Origin of the sequence: Burkholderia sp. Ac-20384, from assembly GCF_017104605.1 — a bacterium.
Classification (GTDB): Bacteria; Pseudomonadota; Gammaproteobacteria; order Burkholderiales; family Burkholderiaceae; genus Burkholderia; species Burkholderia lata.
This window is the reverse complement of sequence record NZ_JAAGPE010000120.1, coordinates 1-19,443: the sequence shown is the minus strand read 5'-3', so window position 1 is coordinate 19,443 and position 19,443 is coordinate 1. Positions and strand designations below refer to the sequence as shown.

Here is a 19,443-nt window from a genome sequence, read left to right as displayed (position 1 = left end):
GATGATCGGTGTCAATGGGCGGCACGGTGTCGTTCCGTCGTCAGGGTGCGGCCGCGCACGCGCGCCGCCACCCGGGGCGGCGGGCTGCGGCGCGCGGCCGCAATCTGCCCGCCTCCTAGCATTCCGGCAGGGCCGCCAGCGACCGGAACCGCCGGGTATTGCGAACCGCGCATCGTCGTCCGTTCTGTCATCGTCCGGTCACGGCCGCCGCAGGTCGAGCGTGAACGGGAATTCGCGGCTTGGCGCGGCGGCCGCGACATCCATCCGTCCCGGCGTATGCCCCATCTCGACGAAGCGTGCGAGCCGGCGGCTCTCGGCCTCGTAGGCATTGACCGGGAACGTCGCGTAGTTGCGCCCGCCCGGATGCGCGACGTGATAGCGGCAGCCGCCGAGCGAGCGCTGCAGCCACGTATCGACGATGTCGAACGTGAGCGGCGCATGCACGCCGAGGGTCGGATGCAGCGCGGACGGCGGCGACCACGCCTTGTAGCGCACGCCCGCGATGTATTCGCCGACGGTGCCGGTCGGCTGCAGCGGCAGCGCGCGGCCGTTGACGGTCACGACGTGCCGGTTGTCGTTCAGCCCCGTCACGCGCACTTCGAGCCGTTCGACCGACGAATCGACGTAACGCACGTTGCCGCCGGGCGCGCCCTCCTCGCCCATCACGTGCCACGGCTCCAGCGCGCCGCGCAGCGACAGCTCCATCCCGTTCACCGCGATCTGGCCGAACAGCGGGAAGCGGAATTCGAAGTGTGGCGCGAACCACGCCGGATCGAACGCGAAGCCGGCGTCGCGAAGCTCGGTCAGCACGTCGTCGAAATCCATCTGAAGAAACGCGGGCAGCATGAAGCGGTCATGCAGCGCGGTGCCCCAGCGCGTGAGCGGCGTCGTGTACGGCGCGGCCCAGAAACGCGCAACCAGCGCGCGCAGCAGCAATTGCTGCACGATGCTCATCCGCGCATGCGGCGGCATCTCGAACGCGCGCAGTTCGAGCAGGCCGAGCCGGCCGGTCGACGAATCCGGCGAATACAGCTTGTCGATGCAGAACTCGCTGCGGTGCGTGTTGCCGGTCACGTCGATCAGCAGGTTGCGCAGCACGCGGTCGACGAGCCACGGCGGCATGTCCTGCCCGAACCGCAGCTTGTTGCGCTGAATCTCGGCGAAGGCGATGTCGAGTTCGTAGAGCTGGTCGTTGCGCGCTTCGTCGACGCGCGGCGCCTGGCTCGTCGGCCCGATGAAGAGCCCGGAGAACAGGTACGACAGCGACGGATGGTTGTGCCAGTACGCGATCAGGCTCGCGAGCAGATCCGGGCGGCGCAGGAACGGGCTGTCGGCCGGCGTCGCGCCGCCGAGCACGAAGTGGTTGCCGCCACCCGTGCCGACGTGGCGGCCGTCGACCATGAACTTCTCGCTGCACAACCGCGACTGCCATGCGGCGTCGTACAGGAATTCCGTGTGATCGACCAGCTCGTCGAAGTTGCTGGCCGGATGGATGTTTACCTCGATCACGCCGGGATCGGGCGTCACCTGCAGCAGCTTCAGCCGCGCGTCGCGCGGCGGCGGATAACCTTCGAGCACGAGCTTCACGCCCAGCGCGTGCGCGGTCAGCTCGATCGCGCCGAGCAGCTCGAGATAATCCTCGAGCGCGGCCAGCGGCGGCATGAACAGGTACAGGATGCCGTTGCGCACTTCGACGCACAGCGCGGTGCGCGTGATCCACGCGGCCGATTCGAATCGCTCGGGAAGGCGACTCGGGTCGCGCGCGGCCGGCCGCCCGTTCCCGGCCGTGCCGTCGTCGCGCCACTGCATCACGGTCTGCGCGGATGCCTCGCGATGCACGCCGGACAGGTAGCGCGGCGCATCGGCCGGGCCTGCGTAACGCGCCCGAATCGCGGCGGCGTCCGGCAGCGCGTCGCGCGGCGCGAACGGATCGCGCTCGACCAGGTACGGATAGTCGGCGCGGCTCGCCCACGGCAGCGAATCGAGCGGCAGCCGATAGCCCATCGGCGAATCGCCGGGCATGAGGTACATCCGTTCGTCGCGGAAGAACCACGGGCCCGTCTGCCAGCGTGGCCCTTCGAGGCCCGGCCGATGGCGGCTCCGCGCGTCGTCCGCGCGCTTGACCGGCAGCACGTAGCCGACCACGCTGTCGAGCTGCTGCTCGAACACCTTGCGCAGCCGCGCGCGTTCGAGCTCGTCGTCGAGGCGCGAGTCGAACGGGTCGACGTTGACCGGCAGCCGGCGCTCGCGCCACAGGTAGTACCAGACGTCCTCGTAGCCGGGCCGGATGAATTCGTCGGTCAGGTTCAGCCGCGCAGCCAGCGCATCGATGAAGCGCTTCGCGTCGTCGGTCGTATACGCGGACGGCTCGCGCTCGTCGGCGAACAGCGACGGATCGTGCCACACGGGCTGGCCGTCGGCACGCCAGAAGATCGACAGCGCCCAGCGCGGCAATTGCTCGCCCGGATACCACTTGCCCTGCCCGAAATGCAGGAAGCCGCCGTCGCCGTATTCGGCGCGCAGCCGCTGCACGAGTTCGGTCGCATAGCCGCGCTTGGTCGGGCCGAGCGCGTCCGTGTTCCACTCGGCGCCGTCGCGATCGTCGATCGACACGAAGGTCGGCTCGCCGCCCTGCGTGAGCCGCACGTCGCCGGCCGCCAGCGCACCGTCGACCTGCGTGCCGAGCGCCAGCACGCCATCCCATTGCGATTCCGTATACGGCTTCGTCACGCGCGGTGATTCGTACACGCGCGTGACAGTCATCTCGTGCTCGAACGACACCTCGCATTCGTCGATCAGCCCCTCGACCGGCGCGGCGCTCGTCGGCTGCGGCGTGCAGGCCAGCGGAATGTGGCCCTCGCCGGCGAGCAGGCCCGACGTCGGATCGAAGCCGATCCAGCCAGCACCCGGCAAGTACACCTCGCACCATGCGTGCAGGTCGGTGAAGTCGACCGACGTGCCGCTCGGACCGTCGAGCGATTTCACGTCGGGCGTGAGCTGGATCAGGTAGCCCGACACGAAGCGCGCGGCAATGCCGAGATGGCGGCACAGCTGCACGAGCAACCATGCGCTGTCGCGACACGAGCCGGACGCGAGCTCGAGCGTCTGCTCGGGCGTCTGCACGCCCGGCTCCATCCGCACGAGATAGCCGATGTCGCGCTGCAATTGCTGGTTCAGCGCGACGAGAAAGTTCACGGTGCCGGCCGGCGTGAGGTCGACGCCGTCGACATACGTGCGGAACAGTGGCGACGCGCTCGTCTGCGGGTCGCACACGAGATACGGCGCGAGCTCGGTCTTCAGCGCATCGTCATAGCTGAACGGGTATTGATCGGCGCTCGCTTCCAGGAAGAAGTCGAACGGGTTGTACACCGACATCTCGGCGACGAGATCGATCGTGACCTCGAAGTACTCCGTGCGCTCCGGAAACACGAGCCGCGCGAGATAGTTCGAGAACGGGTCCTGCTGCCAGTTGATGAAGTGCTGCGCGGGCTCGACCGTCATCGAATACGCGAGGATCGGCGTCCGGCAGTGCGGCGCGGGCCGCAGCCGCACGACCTGCGGGCCGAGGTTGACGAGCCGGTCGTAGCGATAGCGGGTGGTGTGATGCAGCGCGACGTGGATGGACATGGGAGCTCGGTTCGGGTTGGACCGGCCGGGCTGCCGCGTCACACTCGATGCGACGCGGTGGCCCGGCCTGGCGGATTCGGCGAAAGCGTGCGTCGGGTCAGACGAGTTCCGGCGTCTGCACGACGCTGATCTCGACGCCGACGGCCGTCGCGCCGAGCCCCGTCACCGGCTGCGCGTCGCGATAGTCGAGGCCGACCGCGATGCGCACGTAGCGCTCGTCCGGGCAGCGATTCATGAACGGATCGAACCCGACCCAGCCGAGCCCTTCGACATAGGCCTCGGCCCACGCATGGCCGGCCGGCTGCTGCATCAGCCCGGCCGCCTGCGGCTGCGCACCGTGCGCCGGCTGCGGCATCCCCTGCGACTGAGATTGCGACTGCGCGGCATGCGATGCGCCGAGCACCTGCTGCATGCCCTCGCCGCTCTGCAGCGCGAGCGCTTCTTCCTCCTCGACGTCGCCCGCGCTCTGCTTCGCGTCGGCGATGCGCTGCATCGCGCTGTCGGCCAGCACGTAGCCCGAGATATAGCGCGCGGGAATCTTCAGTACGCGCGCGGCCGCGATGAACGCATGCGCATGGTCGCGACTCGTGCCCTCGCCGCTTTGCAGCGCGGTTTCCGCATCGACGGGGGCTTCGGCGGCCAGGTTCGGCGCATACGCGATGCGGTCGTGCACTTCCGTCATCAGCCAGTGCAGCGCGTCGAGGCTGCGCGGCTCGATCGGCAGCGCTTGCGCGAGCGCACGCACGGTGTCGCCCGCCTTCGTGAGCGCCGTTTCGCGCTCGAAGATCCACGGCGGTGCATAGCCTTCAGGATTACCGAGTATGCCCGCGCGGTCCTGCGTCTCGACGACGCCGGCCGCGATGACGACGATCTCGGCCTTCGCGCCGCGGTCGTGCCGCACGAGGTCGATCCGGTTGCCGAGCCCGTCGGCATAGGACAGCGACGGCTCGACGCCGTCGATCGTGACCTGCCACGCGCGCACCGTCTGCCCCGGGCCCGACTGCGGACGCAGCCGCAACCGTTGCAGTGCATGGGTGGCTTGATCGTCGAACTGATAACGCGAGATGTGTCGGATGGCGAGTCGCATGGCAAGTCTCAGTCGAAGTTGTAAGCCTGGGCGATTTCGAGCCCGAGGCTGTTGTTGCGGCCGATGAAGTCGGTCAGGAACTCGTGCAGGCCGCTCTTGAAGATCCGCTCGACCGAGGTGTCGGACAGCATCTGCAGGATCTTCGCGGCCGTGTCGTGACACGGATGTGTCACGCCGTAATCCTTCGCGAGCAGGTTCAGGCTCGACACGACGCGCCCGTAGCAATAGCGCAGCGAGCGCGGCATGCGGCCGTTCAGGATCAGGTAGTCGGCGATGTTCATCGGCTTGTACTGCACGTCGTACACCCAGCGGTACGAACGGTGCGCGGCGACGCAGCGCAGGATCGTCTCCCACTGGTAGTTGTCGAGGATCGTGCCGACGTGCGACACCGACGGCAGCAGCAGGTGGTATTTGACGTCGATGATCCGCGCGGTGTTGTCCGCGCGCTCGACGAACGCGCCGATCTGCGCGAAATCGAAGATCTCGTTGCGCAGCATCGTGCTGTAGAAGCTGCCGAGGATCAGCGCGGTTTCGCGCTTCACCTGGTCGAGCACGGCCGGCAGTTCGCTCTCCGGCACCGGCTGCGCGAGCCCGCGGCGCAGCGCGAGCCACGCGCCATTCACGCTCTCCCACGCCTCGCGCGTGAGCGCCGTGCGCACCATCCGCGCATTCGAGCGCGCGGCCTCGATGCACGACAGCACGCTCGACGGGTTGTCGCGGTCGCGCAGCAGGTAGTCGGTCACGGTATCGGCCGCATACGCGTCGTATTTCTGCCGGTAGCCGTCGTCCGTGCCCGAACTGACGAGCACCGACGACCATTCGGCCGGCGCGTCGGACGTGCGCGTGAGCGCCATCCGCAGCCCGGCATCGACGATGCGCGCGATGTTCTCCGCGCGCTCGATATAGCGGTACATCCAGTAGAGACCGCTTGCAGTTCGTCCCAGAAGCATCTCGTGTCCACTCCGTCTTCGTTCGGTTGGCACCCCGGTTGCGGGGCGCGCGGTCGCGTCCGGCTCAGTCGGCCAGCACCCAGGTGTCCTTGGTGCCGCCGCCCTGGCTCGAGTTGACGACGAGCGATCCTTCCTTCAGCGCGACGCGCGTGAGCCCGCCCGGCGTGATGCGGATCCGGTCCGACACCAGCACGAACGGCCGCAGGTCGACGTGGCGCGGCGCGAGGCCGGCCTCGGTCAGGATCGGCGTCGTGGACAGCGCAAGCGTCGGCTGCGCGATGTAGTTCGCGGGGCGCGCGCGCAGCTTCGCGGCAAACGCTTCGAGCTCGGCCTTCGACGCGCACGGCCCGACCAGCATCCCGTAGCCGCCCGAGCCGTGCACTTCCTTCACGACCAGTTCGTCGAGATGGTCGAGCACGTACTTCAGGCTGTCGGCCTCGCCGCAGCGCCAGGTCGGCACGTTCTCGAGCAGCGCCTTGCGGCCCGTGTAGAACTCGACGATCTCCGGCATGTACGAGTAGATCGCCTTGTCGTCGGCGATGCCGGTGCCGGGCGCGTTCGCGATCGTGATGTTGCCCGCGCGGTACACGTCCATGATCCCCGCGACGCCGAGCACCGAATCGGGGCGGAACGTGAGCGGATCGAGGAACGCGTCGTCCACGCGGCGGTACAGCACGTCGATCGGGCGGAAACCCTCGGTCGTGCGCATCGCGACACGGCCGTCGATCACCTGCAGGTCGCTGCCCTCGACAAGGTGCACGCCCATCTGGTCGGCGAGGAACGAATGTTCGTAGTACGCGGAATTGTGGATGCCGGGCGTGAGCACGGCGACGGTCGGGTTGTCGGCGTTGCCGCCCGGCGGGCACACGGCCGCGAGCGACTGGCGCAGCATCTGCGGATAGGTCTCGACCGGACGCACCTTCACCTGCTGGAACAGCTCCGGGAAGAGCTGCATCATCGTCTCGCGGTTTTCCAGCATGTACGACACGCCCGACGGGGTACGTGCGTTGTCTTCCAGCACGTAGAACTCGTTCTCGCTGGTGCGCACGATGTCCACGCCGATGATGTGCGTGTAAACGTTTCCGGGCGGCCGGAAGTCGATCATCTCCGGGATGAATGCTTCGTTGTGCGCGATCAGATGCTTCGGCACGATGCCCGCGCGGACGATTTCCTGGCGATGGTAGATGTCGTCGAGGAAGGCGTTGAGCGCCATCACGCGCTGCTCGATGCCGAGCGACAGCCGGCTCCATTCGGCACCCGAAATGATGCGCGGGACGATATCGAACGGAATCAGCCGCTCGGCGGCCTCCGCGTCGCCGTAGACGGCGAACGTGATGCCCGTCTTGCGGAACACGCCTTCCGCGTCGTGGGCTTTCTGGGCGAGGCTCGCGGGATTCTGGGTGTCGAGCCACTGCTTCAGGCGCGCGTAGGGCGCCCTTACCATGTCGCCGGATTGCAGCATTTCATCGAATGGCTTCATCGATCTTTTCTCCATCGATCGTTTTCCCCGGCATTGCGCATGCCGGACCGGCGTAACGACTGCGTCGCAAGGAACGTGCCTTGCGCGATCCCCTCGATAATCCCCCCTTTTTGCGCCGCGCCAGGCACGCCCGCGCGGCATTGCGCACCACCGAGGTGCAGCGCCCGACGCAACGGGCGACGACGGTGCGTCGCCGGCGCGCACGGTTCATGCTGCGCCGCGTCTTTCGACCATAGTTCCCCCGCGTGTCATGAATGTGCAATCTGCACTGCACAAAAAATGGGCCGCCCGGGCACCGGACCACCGGAACGAAAGGATCGGAAGGCGGGCCGGCACGCACACGGCGCAACCGGCCCTGGGGGAAGTACCGTCTGCGGCCGCACCGGCAGTTCGACGCGATGAACTGTCCGGTTAGCCGGGTCCGGCACCTCAACGCTATGCAGCCGTAATCCCGCCGACAACGCTCATGCATATTTCGACTGACACCCATCGAAAAAAAACATCGGGTCGACCGGCGCGAGGCGCGGTACGCTAGAAAATTGGTGCAGCAAACGGTGCCGCCGCCTTTCAGGCGCCCGACTATAAAAAGCGACGATCGAAATGGAAGCAAAGTGGCTGGAAGATTTCCTGAGCCTTGCGGATACCAAGAGCTTTTCCCGGGCCGCGCGTAACCGGCACCTCACACAGTCGGCATTCAGCAGACGAATTGCCGCACTCGAAACCTGGATGGATGCGAAGCTGGTCGACCGGAGCATCAACCCGATCACGCTGACACCGGCCGGCCAGATGTTCCGCGGGCTCGCCGCGGACATCCTGCGCAGCATGTATGCGGCACGCAATCTCGTGAACGGCTACGACCAGTTCGCGGCCAGCGATCAGGTCGTGCGTTTCGCGGTTGCCCACACGCTCGTGTTCACGCTGTTTCCCGAATGGCTCAAGCAGCTCAACGGCGAGGTCGGCCACGTGACTGCGCGCGTCAACGCGGTGAACGTGCCGGAAGGTGTGCAGCAGCTCGTCGAAGGCGAATGCGACCTGCTGCTCGGCTATCACCACCCGCAGTTGCCGATCGTGCTCGACCCGAATCACTTTCCGTTCGTCAGCTTGGGCGTCGAACGGATCCTGCCCGTGTCGACACCGGACGCGCGCGGCAAGCCCGTATTCCAGTTGCCGGGCACGCCCGATGCCCCGCTGCCGCTGCTCGCGTATTCGTCGGGCGCGTTTCTGGGCAACATCGTCGAGATGCTGCTGCTGAATGCCACCGAGCCGTACGTGCTGCACCGGTGCTTCGAGACGCACATGTCCGAGGCGTTGAAGGGCATGGTCGTGGCCGGACACGGAATCGGCTGGCTGCCGGAAAGCTGCGTCGCGAAGGAGCTCGCGGAAGGCACGCTCGTGTGCGCGGGCTCCGGCGACTGGATCACCGAGCTCGAAATCCGCCTGTACCGGTCGGCCCGCAAGCGCGGGCTCGCGGCCGAGCAACTGTGGACCTACATCATGAACCGGCCGCGCACGGCGGTCGAAGGTACAGTCGGCGCGGTCGAACCCGCAGCCGCACCGGCGATGCGCATCGCGCGGCGCAGCGCGGGCGGCAGCCGCTGATCTTCGCGTTCGCGTTCGCGGCGTGTTCGTCGACGACGCGATCGCGAACGCGGTTTGCATCAATCCGGTATGCGCATGCATCCGCGTCGCTTCCCTGCGCACGCGCCCCTCTCCCCGGTAGCAAGCAGCGATCCCGCTATTGCCTGGAAAATGACTACGCCGGACCCGTAATCGTTATCAGAAGAATCGCAATCGTTTGCGTTTCCTGGATGATTCCTTTACACGCGACATTGCACGCCGAAATATTCCGTCTGATTATCAGGACAGAAATACCCTGTTACAGAACAAATTAAAAGTTTCGATTTACCTGTAACAATCTAAAATACCAAAAACGTCGCACCCCCGTTTCATATCGCGCGACCTGTATCTGGATCGATATCAATTCACCTGGAATACAGCCGCAAAAATTCCTTTTATCAGTCGTTATTTTTCGGCACGAAAGTCGATACGTCCGACGTGATTCAATGCGTACTGGATCATCGCTACCGAATAGCAATATTCATATTCGGCAATATCGACTTTCTTCATAGCTAAGCGAGTCATACGAATCCGTCGTTATCCTATTTAAATAGGATCTTTAACCGCCGTCCCATTCCGGCCACACGCGGTTGTTGCTTCAAAATCCATCGTGTATCAATAGCGTGTCGCAAAAAGAACGCTGGCAAATCTGACTCGGAATGAATGCTCGCCATTGATTCCGGCCGGGAGGTTGCAATGTCTTCCTCGTTTCGACAGCATGCTCGCCCTTTCCTGAGCGTTTTCATCTCCGCGCTCTGCATGAATGCGATGGCCCAGACGCTCGCGTCCCAGCCACCCGCCCCTGCCCCCGCGTCCGACCCGGGTGCGGGCCGCTACGTCATTTCGTATATCTGCGGCGATGCGCGGATCGACGGTACCGCACCACTGCCACCTGACGGCCGGCCGTACAACCTGGGCGTGTCGTTTGCTTCGGCCAAGACGGGGCAACCACTCGCCAACGTCCAGGTGCGCCTGCGGCGACATGGCCGCGTTCTCGTCGAATTCAATGCGTCGGGGTCGCGTTGCCTGTTCAGCGTGCCGGATGCGAGCTACCGGGTCGAAGGAACCTATCAGGGGGCGACCCAGTTCGCGATCGTCGAAACAGGTGCACTGACCACGCAGTTGAAATGGTGAGTGCCACCTGACCCCGTCCGGAACGCGACTTTCACCGCAACGTATCGAATCGAGGAGCTTTGAATGACTCGTGCAGAACGACAAGACGACTCGCCCACCCACCCGCCGAAACCCACCTGGGGTCCTGGCAAGAACGCGGCGCTCAGTTTCGTTGCGTTCGCCGCAATCTTCGGCATCTTCGCTTACGCCGAACGGGACACGACGGTCGGCCATCCGAGCGTGACGCACGACATCTCCGGCGTGATCGGAACCGCCGTCGGGAAAACCCGCAACGCGATCGTGACCCTTGCCTCGCACGCAACCGGCGCGTCCGGAACCGGCACCTCCGCAACCGGCACCTCCGGAACCTCAGCGGCGCCCGAGCCGGCCCCGGCACGCGCGCAGATCACTCCGCTCGCGCCGCCGCTGCAGGTAGCGTCGACTTCGGCTGCACCCGGGGTAGCCACCGTGCCGCCCGTCACGCTGGCGGTCGAACCGGAAGCCGCGCCGCGGCCCGCATCCCGTGCCGACGCGAAACACCGGCAGTCGCCGCATGCACCGCCCGTGACGCTCGCGGCCGGTACGCATGCGACCTCGCCCTACGGTCGTGCCGCCACGCGGCACGGTACCGCGCATCGTGCGCAGCGTGCCGAAATGCTGGCCGGCACGAGCCGGCGCATGGACTTCGCACCCAAGCCCCGGCCGTATGGCACCGACACCGTGCGCATGCAGACGGCCAGCATCACGCGCGCGGAACTGGAAAGCGCGCGGGCACTGGCGAAGGCGCGCTCGTGCGCGGTGATCGACGAATGGAACTGTGTGGAGCAGAACGCGAGCCGGGCGCTCGCGATCGACCCGAAGAACAGCGAATCGCGTGCATTGCTCGGTCAGGCGATCCGCAACCGGCTGTAAGCCGGGGCCGCATCGCCAGGCACTCGCCGCCCGGCCGTGCAACGCCTGACGACATACGTCGTCAGGCGAGCAACCGATGTGATCGTTTCGAAAGGAGGACACCTCGTGGACAACAATCGTCGACAACAATGCACCACCGTCGCTCCGTCCAACCGGCGGATCCTCCTGCATGCGCCGCTGGTGTTGCTGCTCGTCGCGTCCGGCCCCTGCTTCTCCGCCGACGGCGAGACGGAAGCGGGCCGCGTCAACGAAATCGCCGGGACCAACGGCGCGCCGAATGCGGCACCGCGCGACCTGCAGCCAACGGTCGTGTCAATCCAGATCGCCCAAGCCGACAGCGTCCCGCCCCCTCATGCAACGACGCCGATCGCGCAGGCGTCGGATGCGTCGATGCAGATCGCGCAGGCATCGAGCCCGCAGCCGACCATGCCGACCACGGTCGTGGTGGAACCGGAGGCGCCGCCATCGAGCGCTCCGGTGCCGGCCGCGCAAGCGACGAATACGCCGGCACCGGTTGCGCAGACGCCGGACGCGCCGATGCTGCTTGCGCAGGCCGAGAACGCCCAACCGCCCGACGCATCGACGCTGCCCGCCTCGACGATGTCCGACACGTCTGCGCCCCCTTCGCCGGCGCCGATCGCACCAGCTTCGGACACCCCGCCGAAGGCCGTACAAGCCGCGCCCACCGCGCCGTCGATAACGCCGACGCAAACCGCGCAGGCATCCGGCACCCCGTTGCCGAACTCGCCTGCGCCGGTTCCCCAGATGCCTGGCACGCCGCCGCCGTCGTCCCCGGCGCCGAACTCGCAGACGCCCGGCGCCCAGCTGCCCGGCGAACCGACACAACGATCGCAAGGCCCCGACGTCGAGACACCGAATCCCCAGGCACCGAATCTTCGTACCGCCGACGTCGAGACCGTGCGCAATGACGTGTTCGGCCTCGCGGCGAGCGGCGGCGCAGTCAAGGCGCTCGACGAAGCGAAGGCGCGGCCCGATGCGTTCTCCGCCGTCGACATCGCGCAACTCGAGGAACTGGCGATTCGCCAGCAGGTGCGCGGCGGGCGCGACAAGTCGCGCTCGATGACGAGTTCCGACCGCTTCGACGGGATCGACAACGCGCTGCGCGCGGCGGACGATCTCGACAAGCGGATGCCGACCACGCCCGAGTACACGCCGGTCCGGACGGCGCTCGCGGGCGACCGCACGGTCGCCTATGCGGCGCGCGGCGACATGAAGACGGCCGTCACGACGTTCGAGACCATTCCGTCCAATGCGGAGATCTCGATCGACGCGCTGTCGGCCGTCGGCGACGCCTACCTGTACCTGAGCGAACCGGGCAAGGCGAACGCCGTGTACCAGCGCGCGCTGAAGCAGGCGACCGCGTCGCCGACGGATCGCGCGACCCGCGGCTTCCAGTACGGCGCACGCACGCGCCCGATCGAACTGCGCGAAGGGCTGTTCTGGTCGTACATCGACCAGGGGCGCGCGACGGATGCGAAGCAGGTGCTCGATGACATGGGCAACGCACTGCCGCCGGCCAAAGACGTGCAAACCGTCGGCCCGGAGGAAAGCGACTATCTGCGCTACTACCGGCTGCGCGCGCAATACCTGATCTTCACCGGTCACGTCGATCAAGGGATCGCCGCGCTCGAAGAACTCGAGAAACAGGTGCCGTTCAACGCGGAAATCCGTGCCGCGCACGCCGACGCGGTGTCCGGCCAGTCGCATCCGCGCCAGGCGATCGCGATGTACCGCGCGTCGCTGACCGACCACCCGGACAGCGTCGAGATGCTCGCGGGCCTCGGCCGCGCGGCGCTCACGGCCGACGACTACGCGACCGCGAAGAACGTCGACCAGACGCTGGACAACACGTTCCCGGACAGCGGCGCCGTGCGCGGCTTCAAGCGTGACTACAACGCGTACCGCAGCCCCGTGTTCACGACCGACCTGAGCTACGAGCACGGCAACAGCGCACTGGCCGACAACAGCTTCACGTCGGACAGCTATGTGTATTCGCAACCGTTCGGCGACAACTGGCGCGTCTTCTCGCATACGTTCTTCGGCTATGCGCAGACCGACTCCGGCAACGTCAGCCGCACGCGCACCGGCGTCGGCGGCGACTACCGGCACGGGCCGCTCACGGTCCAGGGCGAAGTCACGCGCTCGTTCGGCTCGGACGGCCGAACCGGCGGCCGCGGGTCGATCGCTTACGCGCTGAACGACTACTGGACGGTCAGCGGCGGGCTCGACACCAACGACAACTCGCTGCCGTGGAAGGCGTATGCCGCGCACATCTGGGGCCGCTCGGCGAACGTCTCGGTGGTGTATCGCCAGAACGACCGTCGCGAGGTCAAGCTGAGCTACGGCGTGAGCCGCTACAGCGATTCGAACCTGCACCAGGAGATCTCGGCCACCGCCACGCAACGCGTGTACACGAGCGCCAACCAGCAGGTCAACGTCTCGCTGGATCTCGGCACCGACAGCAACACGCGCCAGGACGCGCCCTACTTCAACCCGAACCGCGACTATGCAGCCGCGGCGACCGTCATGCACCAGTTGACCCTGTGGAAGAAGGGCGACATGGGGCTGCAGCAGCGCGTCTCGGTGTCCGGCGGCGTGTACAACGAGCGCGGCTTCGGCACCAGCGCCCTGTGGAGCGCGCGCCTCGAGCACGCGTGGACGTTCAAGCACGACATCACGCTGAGCTATGGCGTCGAGGTCAGCAGCCACGCGTACGACGGCGAGCGCGAACGCTCCGAAACCGGCTTCATGTCGGTCAACCTGCCGTTCTAGCAAGGAGATCGAGCAATGCAATCCAGACGGACCTTCATGTGCGGATGCCTCGGTACATTTGCCGCCTGTTCGCTGTTTCCTGGCGTGACCAACGCCAAGATGATCGACCTGCTGCCGCCTTCCGACCCGGCCGACGGCAAGACGTTTCGCGTGATCTGCATGCATGACGTGCGCGACAACCTGATGGCGTCGTTTTCCTCGAAGTCGGCGATGATCGACCCGTTCGCGGTCGATACCGGCACGCTGACCGCGATCTTCTCGTGGCTGCAGACCAACAACTACCACACCATCACGGTCAAGCAGATCGAGGAGTCGCGGCACGGCGGCAAGCCGCTGCCCCCGCGCGCGGTGCTCCTCACGTTCGACGACGGCTTTCGCAGCCACTACACGAAGGTGCTGCCGCTGCTCGAGCGCTTCAAGTATCCGGCCGTGATGGGCATCGTCACAGCGTGGATCGATACGCCGGCGGATACGCCGATCCGCATCAGCGACAAGGTCCAGGTGCCGCGCGACTACTTCATGTCGTGGGACGACGTGAAGCAGGTCGGCCAGTCGCCGTTCGTCGAACTCGGCTGCCACACGCACAACCTCCATCACGGCGCGGTCGCGAATCCGCAAGGCAACGAGTTGCCGGCGACCACGTCGCACCTCTATCTGCAAGACGAGAAGCGCTATGAAACCGACGCCGAATTCGAAGCGCGCGTGCACAACGACCTGCAGACATGCGTGCGCCAGATCCGCGAACATACCGGCATCGTCGCACGCTCGATGGTGTGGCCATATGGCGCGGAAAACCAGCCCGTGCGCCAGATATCGACGTCACTCGGCATGGACATCCAGTTCAGCCTCGATGCCGGCCCGAATACGCCGGACGTGCCGCTGGACCGGCTGCGGCGGATTCTGATGATGTACGACGTCGACATCGGCGGGTTCGAGCGCTCAATGCGCGAGCCGGCGTCGAACCGCGGCGACGTCGACGTGCCCGAGCGCACCGTGCAGGTCGACCTGGACCAGGTCTACGACCCGGACCCCGCGCGGCAGGAAGCGAATCTCGGCAAGCTGATCGAACGCATCTACCGGATGCAGCCCAAATCGGTCTACCTGCAGGCGTTTGCGGACCCGAAAGGCACGGGCGTGGCCGAATCCGTGTATTTCCCGAACCGGCACCTGCCGATGCGCGCCGACCTGTTCTCGCGCGCCGCGTGGCAGCTCAACACGCGCTCCAACGTGCAGGTGTACGCATGGATGCCGGTGCTCGCGTTCCGGCCGCCGGCCGACAAGCAGCGCGGGCTCGAGGCCGTGACTGCCTACGGCGGTGCGCCGGCCCGCGAGAACGGCACGCGCACGTTCCGGCTGAGCCCGTTCGATCCGGATGCGCGGCTGATGATCCAGCAGATCTACGAGGATCTCAGCAAGCATGCGTCGTTCAGCGGCATCCTGTTCAGCGACGACGCGGTGCTCGACGACTACGAGGATGCGGGCCGGCACGCGCTGCGCATCTATTCGCAGTGGGGGCTGCCGGCCGACGTCGGCAAGATCCGCGAGAACCCCGACCTGCTGAAACGCTGGACCCGGCAGAAGTCGCGCTACCTGATCGACCTGACCCGCCAGCTCGAACAGATCGTGCTGGCCCATCAGAACGTGGGCGACGTGCTGACCGCGCGCAACATCTTCGCGATGCCGGTGCTCAAGCCCGAATCGGAAGCGTGGTACGCGCAGAACTACGACGATTTCCTCGCCACTTACGACTACGTCGCGCTGATGGCGATGCCGTACATGGAGCAGGCGAAGGATCCCGAAGACTGGATGGACCAGCTCGTGCGGGCCGTCCGTGCGAAGAAGCTCGGGCTGCAGCGCACCGTGTTCGAGTTGCAGTCGTACGACTGGCACGCGCACAAGGACGTGGCGGCCAGCACGCTGCTCGCGCAGATGCGGCGGCTGCGCAGCGAGGGCGCGGTGAATTTCGGCTACTACCCGGACAACTTCCTGAACGACCAGCCAGATCTCGACGCGATGCGCGACGTGATGTCGTTGAAGTCGCGCCTCGACCCGACGTCGATCAACGCACTGATGCAAACGCAGAAAGCACCGGGGACGAGGACGCCATGACGACCCACAGCATCATCCAGCGCCTGCAGGATTTCGTCTTCTACTATCCGTTCTTCATGTCGTACCTGTGGATGATCGGCGGCGTCGTGCACTACTTCCTGCTCGAGGAAGGCCGCGAGCTGTCCACGCGGACGATCGCGGCGAGCGGCATTCCGAAGATCTCGATCGTCGTGCCCTGCTTCAACGAAGCCGCGAATGCGCGCAGCGTGATCAGCCACCTGGACCGGATGCAGTACCCGAACTACGACATCATCGCGGTCAACGACGGCAGCACGGATCGCACCGGCGAGATCCTCAACGCGCTGGCCGTCGAGATCCCGCGGCTGCTCGTGATCCATCACGCACGCAACGAAGGCAAGGCGGTCGGGCTCACGACGGCGGCAGCCGTGTCGAATGCGGAATACCTGCTGTGCATCGACGGCGATGCGCTGCTCGCGCATGACGCGATCGGCTGGATGCTCGAACATTTCCTGACCGACCCGGGCGTCGGCGCGGTGACCGGCAACCCGCGCATCCGCACGCGCACGTCGCTGCTCGGCCGCATGCAGGTCGGCGAGTTCTCGTCGATCGTCGGGCTGATCAAGCGCACGCAGCAGGTGTACGGCCGCATCTTCACGGTATCCGGCGTGATCACGATGTTCCGCAAGACCGCGCTCGCCGACGTCGGCTACTGGAGCTCGGACATGCTGACCGAGGACATCGACATCAGCTGGAAGCTGCAGTGCCGCGACTGGCGCGTCGTGTACGAGCCGCACGCGCTGAGCTGGATCCTGATGCCCGAGACGCTGAAAGGCCTCTACCGGCAGCGATTGCGCTGGTCGAAGGGCGGCATCCAGGTGCTGATGAAGTACGCGGGCACGCTCGCGCGGCCGACGCAGATGATGATGTGGCCGCTGTTCGCCGAGTACCTGATCGGCATTGCGTGGGCCTACTCGATGTCGTTCATCCTGCTGCTCGCGCTCATCGATGTCGTGTACCCGCTGCCGCAAAGCTGGCACGTATCGGTCGTGCCGCACTGGCACGGCATGCTGCTGGTCGCCACCTGCATCCTGCAACTGATCATCGGCAGCATGATCGATCGTCGTTACGACGAAAAACTCCTGATGTATTTCCTGGACACCGTCTGGTATCCCGTCGCCTTCTGGCTGATCAGCATGATCACCACCGTCGTCGCCCTGCCTGCCATCGTGCTGCGGGGCCGCGGCAAGCGGGCCGTATGGGTCAGCCCCGACCGAGGCATTCAACATGAAGAACGCGCCGATTATTGACCTTTCCCTGCGCGCACCGCGCGACATGATCGCCGAGCGCGGTCGCCTCGTCGGGACCGCCCTGATCATCTGGTTCCGGCTCTTGCGGCCGGCACTCGTGGGCGCCGTGTGGGCATCGATCTGCATCTACACGTACCGCTACCTGCTGCCGTTCAACCCGGCAGAAATGCCGATCGAACAGATAGTGTTCTATGCGACTTCCATCGCGATCATCGCCGGCACCATCGTCACGTGGCTGATCGCGGGGCGCGTCGTGCATCCGCTGGCGTACCGGTTGCGCGTGTCGAAGATGCTGCGCCGCTCGGCCAGCGCCAAGGTGCGCTCGGTGCCGGCAAACGCGCTGGCCGGCGCCCACCGGCGCGGCGCGCGGCGCACCACGCGCATTCTCGTCGCGTCGCACGACGCGAACGGCTCGATTTCCGGCATCGAATGGGTAACCCACGCGGGGCCGCAGCCCCGCGAGTAGGTCAGCGGAGACGCGCCGCCGCGCACGGGACTGCATCGTGCCGCGCGGCGCCGCTCCTGACACCGGACTGCCGTGCTTGGCCGGCAGGGCGGCAACCTTTTGTTGACGAGGTGAATCATGTGCGGAATCGTCGGAGCAAGCGGCCTGAACAATCAGGTGCCGCAACTGGTCAATGCGTTGAGCCGGCTCGAGTATCGCGGCTACGATTCGTGCGGCATTGCCGTACAGGACGACGGCCGCCTGCGCAGCGAACGCACGTTGCGACGCGTGACCGACCTGCAGGCCCGCGTGCTGACGCTGGGCCTCGAAGCGCAGACCTGCATCGCGCATACGCGCTGGGCGACCCACGGCGCACCGTCCGAAATGAACGCGCATCCGATCATGTCCGGCGACACGATCGCGGTCGTGCACAACGGCATCATCGAGAACCATGACGCGCTGCGCGTGGAGTTGCGGGAGCGCAGCTATACGTTTCGCGGCCAGACCGACACCGAGGTGATCGCACACCTGATCCACAGCCTCTATCGCGACGACCTGTTCGACGCGGTCATGCGCGCCGTCAAGCGGCTGCATGGCGCGTACGCGATCGCGGTGCTGAGCGCGCGCGAACCGCAGCGCCTCGTCGCCGCGCGCGCCGGCTCACCGCTCGTGATCGGCATCGGCGCCGAACAGAACTACCTCGCGTCGGACTGCGCGGCGCTCGGCGACCTGACCGACCGCTTCGTCTACCTGGAAGACGGCGATGTCGCGCTGATCACGCCGGATCGCATCGCCGTGGTCGACTCGGTCGGCCACGAAGCCCAGCGCCCGCTGTGCCAGGTGAAGGCACGCGAAGGCGACGCCGCGCTCGGCCCGTACCAGCACTTCATGCAGAAGGAGATCTTCGAGCAGCCGAAGGCGATCGACAGCACGCTCGACGGCATCGACACGATCTCGCCGGCGCTGTTCGACGCGACCGACGGCACGCGCGCGCTGCTGTCGAAAGTGAGGAGCGTGCTGCTGCTCGGCTGCGGCACCAGCTACTACGCGGGGCTGACCGCGAAGTACTGGCTGGAGGCCATCGCGGGCGTGCCCGCCCAGGTCGAGATCGCCAGCGAATTCCGCTACCGCGATACGGTGGCCGACCCGCGCACGCTCGTCGTCGGCATTTCGCAATCGGGCGAGACGGCCGACACGATCGGCGCGATCGAGCGGGCGCGCGACATGGGCCAGGAACTGTCGATGGCGATCTGCAACGTGGCGACCAGCACGATCGCGCGCAACGCGCCGCTGCGGTTCCTGACGCGGGCCGGCATCGAACTCGGCGTCGCGTCGACCAAGGCGTTCACGACGCAGCTCGTCGCGCTGTTCGTGCTGACGCTGACACTCGCGCAGCTACGCGGCCGGCTCGACGCGAAGCAGGTCGCGCTGCACCTGAAGCAGCTGCATGCGCTGCCCGAGCGCATCGGCCACGCGCTCGCGCTCGAAACGCAGATCATGGGCTGGGCCGCGAAATTCGCGCGCACCGAGAACGCGCTGTTCCTCGGGCGCGGCATTCACTTCCCGATCGCGATGGAAGGCGCGCTGAAGCTCAAGGAGGTGTCGTACATCCACGCGGAAGGCTATGCGGCCGGCGAACTGAAACACGGCCCGCTCGCGCTCGTCACGAGCGCGATGCCGGTCGTCACGATCGCGCCGGACGACCGCCTGTTCCAGAAGCTGAAATCCAACATGGCCGAGGTACGCGCGCGCGGCGGGCGGCTCTACGTGCTGGCCGGCGATCAGTTGGGGATCGACGCCGACCGCGACACGCACCTGATCCGCGTGCGCGAATCGGGCGACCTGCTGTCGCCGATCGTCAACGTGATCCCGCTGCAGCTGCTCGCGTATCACGTCGGCTGCACGCGCGGTGCCGACGTCGACAAGCCGCGCAACCTCGCAAAATCGGTGACCGTCGAATGATGCGGCGAACGCGCCCGGCGCAGGCGGTCGCGCGGGGCGTCGCGGCCGTGCAGTGCGGCGCATGCGGCATCGTCACGGCG

The 19,443-nt window shown here is 66.5% G+C and carries 12 protein-coding genes; 8 read left to right on the top strand and 4 right to left on the bottom strand.

The features are described from left to right. Positions 1 to 198: 198 nt before the first annotated feature. The 4 genes from G3O00_RS21880 to G3O00_RS21865 all read right to left on the bottom strand — a co-directional run bounded on the left by G3O00_RS21880 (position 199) and on the right by G3O00_RS21865 (position 7,144). Complete coding sequence (locus G3O00_RS21880; RefSeq protein ID WP_206144311.1) at positions 199 to 3,627, bottom strand: transglutaminase family protein; 3,429 nt, start codon at positions 3,625 to 3,627, stop codon at positions 199 to 201. Between the two features lie 97 nt (positions 3,628 to 3,724). Beyond that, positions 3,725 to 4,714 (bottom strand): transglutaminase family protein, encoded by a 990-nt coding sequence (locus G3O00_RS21875; protein WP_206144310.1) that lies wholly within the window; start codon positions 4,712 to 4,714, stop codon positions 3,725 to 3,727. A gap of 8 nt (positions 4,715 to 4,722) precedes the next feature. Beyond that, complete coding sequence (locus G3O00_RS21870) at positions 4,723 to 5,664, bottom strand: alpha-E domain-containing protein (protein WP_011355533.1); 942 nt, start codon at positions 5,662 to 5,664, stop codon at positions 4,723 to 4,725. A 64-nt stretch (positions 5,665 to 5,728) separates the two neighbouring features. Further along, a complete protein-coding gene (locus tag G3O00_RS21865; protein ID WP_206144309.1) occupies positions 5,729 to 7,144 on the bottom strand; it encodes a circularly permuted type 2 ATP-grasp protein in 1,416 nt (471 codons plus the stop codon). A gap of 600 nt (positions 7,145 to 7,744) precedes the next feature. Between G3O00_RS21865 and G3O00_RS21860 the strand changes: the two genes are divergently transcribed. From G3O00_RS21860 to glmS, 8 genes are all read left to right on the top strand, one after another. After that, on the top strand, positions 7,745 to 8,743 hold the full coding sequence (locus G3O00_RS21860; RefSeq protein ID WP_206144308.1) for a LysR substrate-binding domain-containing protein: 999 nt from the start codon (positions 7,745 to 7,747) through the stop codon (positions 8,741 to 8,743). A gap of 714 nt (positions 8,744 to 9,457) precedes the next feature. Beyond that, entirely contained in the window at positions 9,458 to 9,895 is a 438-nt protein-coding gene (locus G3O00_RS21855) for a hypothetical protein (protein WP_206144317.1), read from the top strand. A 63-nt stretch (positions 9,896 to 9,958) separates the two neighbouring features. Continuing rightward, positions 9,959 to 10,786 (top strand): hypothetical protein, encoded by an 828-nt coding sequence (locus G3O00_RS21850; protein ID WP_206144307.1) that lies wholly within the window; start codon positions 9,959 to 9,961, stop codon positions 10,784 to 10,786. 105 nt (positions 10,787 to 10,891) lie between these two features. Beyond that, entirely contained in the window at positions 10,892 to 13,579 is a 2,688-nt protein-coding gene (pgaA, locus tag G3O00_RS21845) for a poly-beta-1,6 N-acetyl-D-glucosamine export porin PgaA (protein WP_206144306.1), read from the top strand. 15 nt (positions 13,580 to 13,594) lie between these two features. Continuing rightward, positions 13,595 to 15,688: a poly-beta-1,6-N-acetyl-D-glucosamine N-deacetylase PgaB gene (gene pgaB, locus G3O00_RS21840; protein ID WP_206144305.1), complete on the top strand. Its 2,094-nt coding sequence runs from the start codon at positions 13,595 to 13,597 to the stop codon at positions 15,686 to 15,688. Continuing rightward, positions 15,685 to 16,956 (top strand): poly-beta-1,6-N-acetyl-D-glucosamine synthase, encoded by a 1,272-nt coding sequence (pgaC, locus tag G3O00_RS21835; protein ID WP_206144304.1) that lies wholly within the window; start codon positions 15,685 to 15,687, stop codon positions 16,954 to 16,956. The genes pgaB and pgaC overlap by 4 nt, the downstream gene beginning before the upstream one ends. Continuing rightward, positions 16,934 to 17,422 (top strand): Biofilm PGA synthesis auxiliary protein PgaD, encoded by a 489-nt coding sequence (locus G3O00_RS21830; RefSeq protein WP_206144303.1) that lies wholly within the window; start codon positions 16,934 to 16,936, stop codon positions 17,420 to 17,422. The genes pgaC and G3O00_RS21830 overlap by 23 nt, the downstream gene beginning before the upstream one ends. Before the next feature lie 117 nt (positions 17,423 to 17,539). Continuing rightward, complete coding sequence (gene glmS / locus G3O00_RS21825) at positions 17,540 to 19,363, top strand: glutamine--fructose-6-phosphate transaminase (isomerizing) (protein WP_206144302.1); 1,824 nt, start codon at positions 17,540 to 17,542, stop codon at positions 19,361 to 19,363. Positions 19,364 to 19,443: the final 80 nt, after the last annotated feature.

Excerpts from the sequence above, each read along its gene's own strand:
- G3O00_RS21880 (WP_206144311.1), bottom strand. The coding sequence starts at position 3,627 with ATGTCCATCCACGTCGCGCTGCATCACACCACCCGCTATCGCTACGAC.
- G3O00_RS21875 (WP_206144310.1), bottom strand. The coding sequence starts at position 4,714 with ATGCGACTCGCCATCCGACACATCTCGCGTTATCAGTTCGACGATCAA.
- G3O00_RS21870 (WP_011355533.1), bottom strand. The coding sequence starts at position 5,664 with ATGCTTCTGGGACGAACTGCAAGCGGTCTCTACTGGATGTACCGCTAT.
- G3O00_RS21865 (WP_206144309.1), bottom strand. The coding sequence starts at position 7,144 with ATGAAGCCATTCGATGAAATGCTGCAATCCGGCGACATGGTAAGGGCG.
- G3O00_RS21860 (WP_206144308.1), top strand. The coding sequence starts at position 7,745 with ATGGAAGCAAAGTGGCTGGAAGATTTCCTGAGCCTTGCGGATACCAAG.
- G3O00_RS21855 (WP_206144317.1), top strand. The coding sequence starts at position 9,458 with ATGTCTTCCTCGTTTCGACAGCATGCTCGCCCTTTCCTGAGCGTTTTC.
- G3O00_RS21850 (WP_206144307.1), top strand. The coding sequence starts at position 9,959 with ATGACTCGTGCAGAACGACAAGACGACTCGCCCACCCACCCGCCGAAA.
- pgaB (WP_206144305.1), top strand. The coding sequence starts at position 13,595 with ATGCAATCCAGACGGACCTTCATGTGCGGATGCCTCGGTACATTTGCC.
- pgaC (WP_206144304.1), top strand. The coding sequence starts at position 15,685 with ATGACGACCCACAGCATCATCCAGCGCCTGCAGGATTTCGTCTTCTAC.
- G3O00_RS21830 (WP_206144303.1), top strand. The coding sequence starts at position 16,934 with ATGAAGAACGCGCCGATTATTGACCTTTCCCTGCGCGCACCGCGCGAC.
- glmS (WP_206144302.1), top strand. The coding sequence starts at position 17,540 with ATGTGCGGAATCGTCGGAGCAAGCGGCCTGAACAATCAGGTGCCGCAA.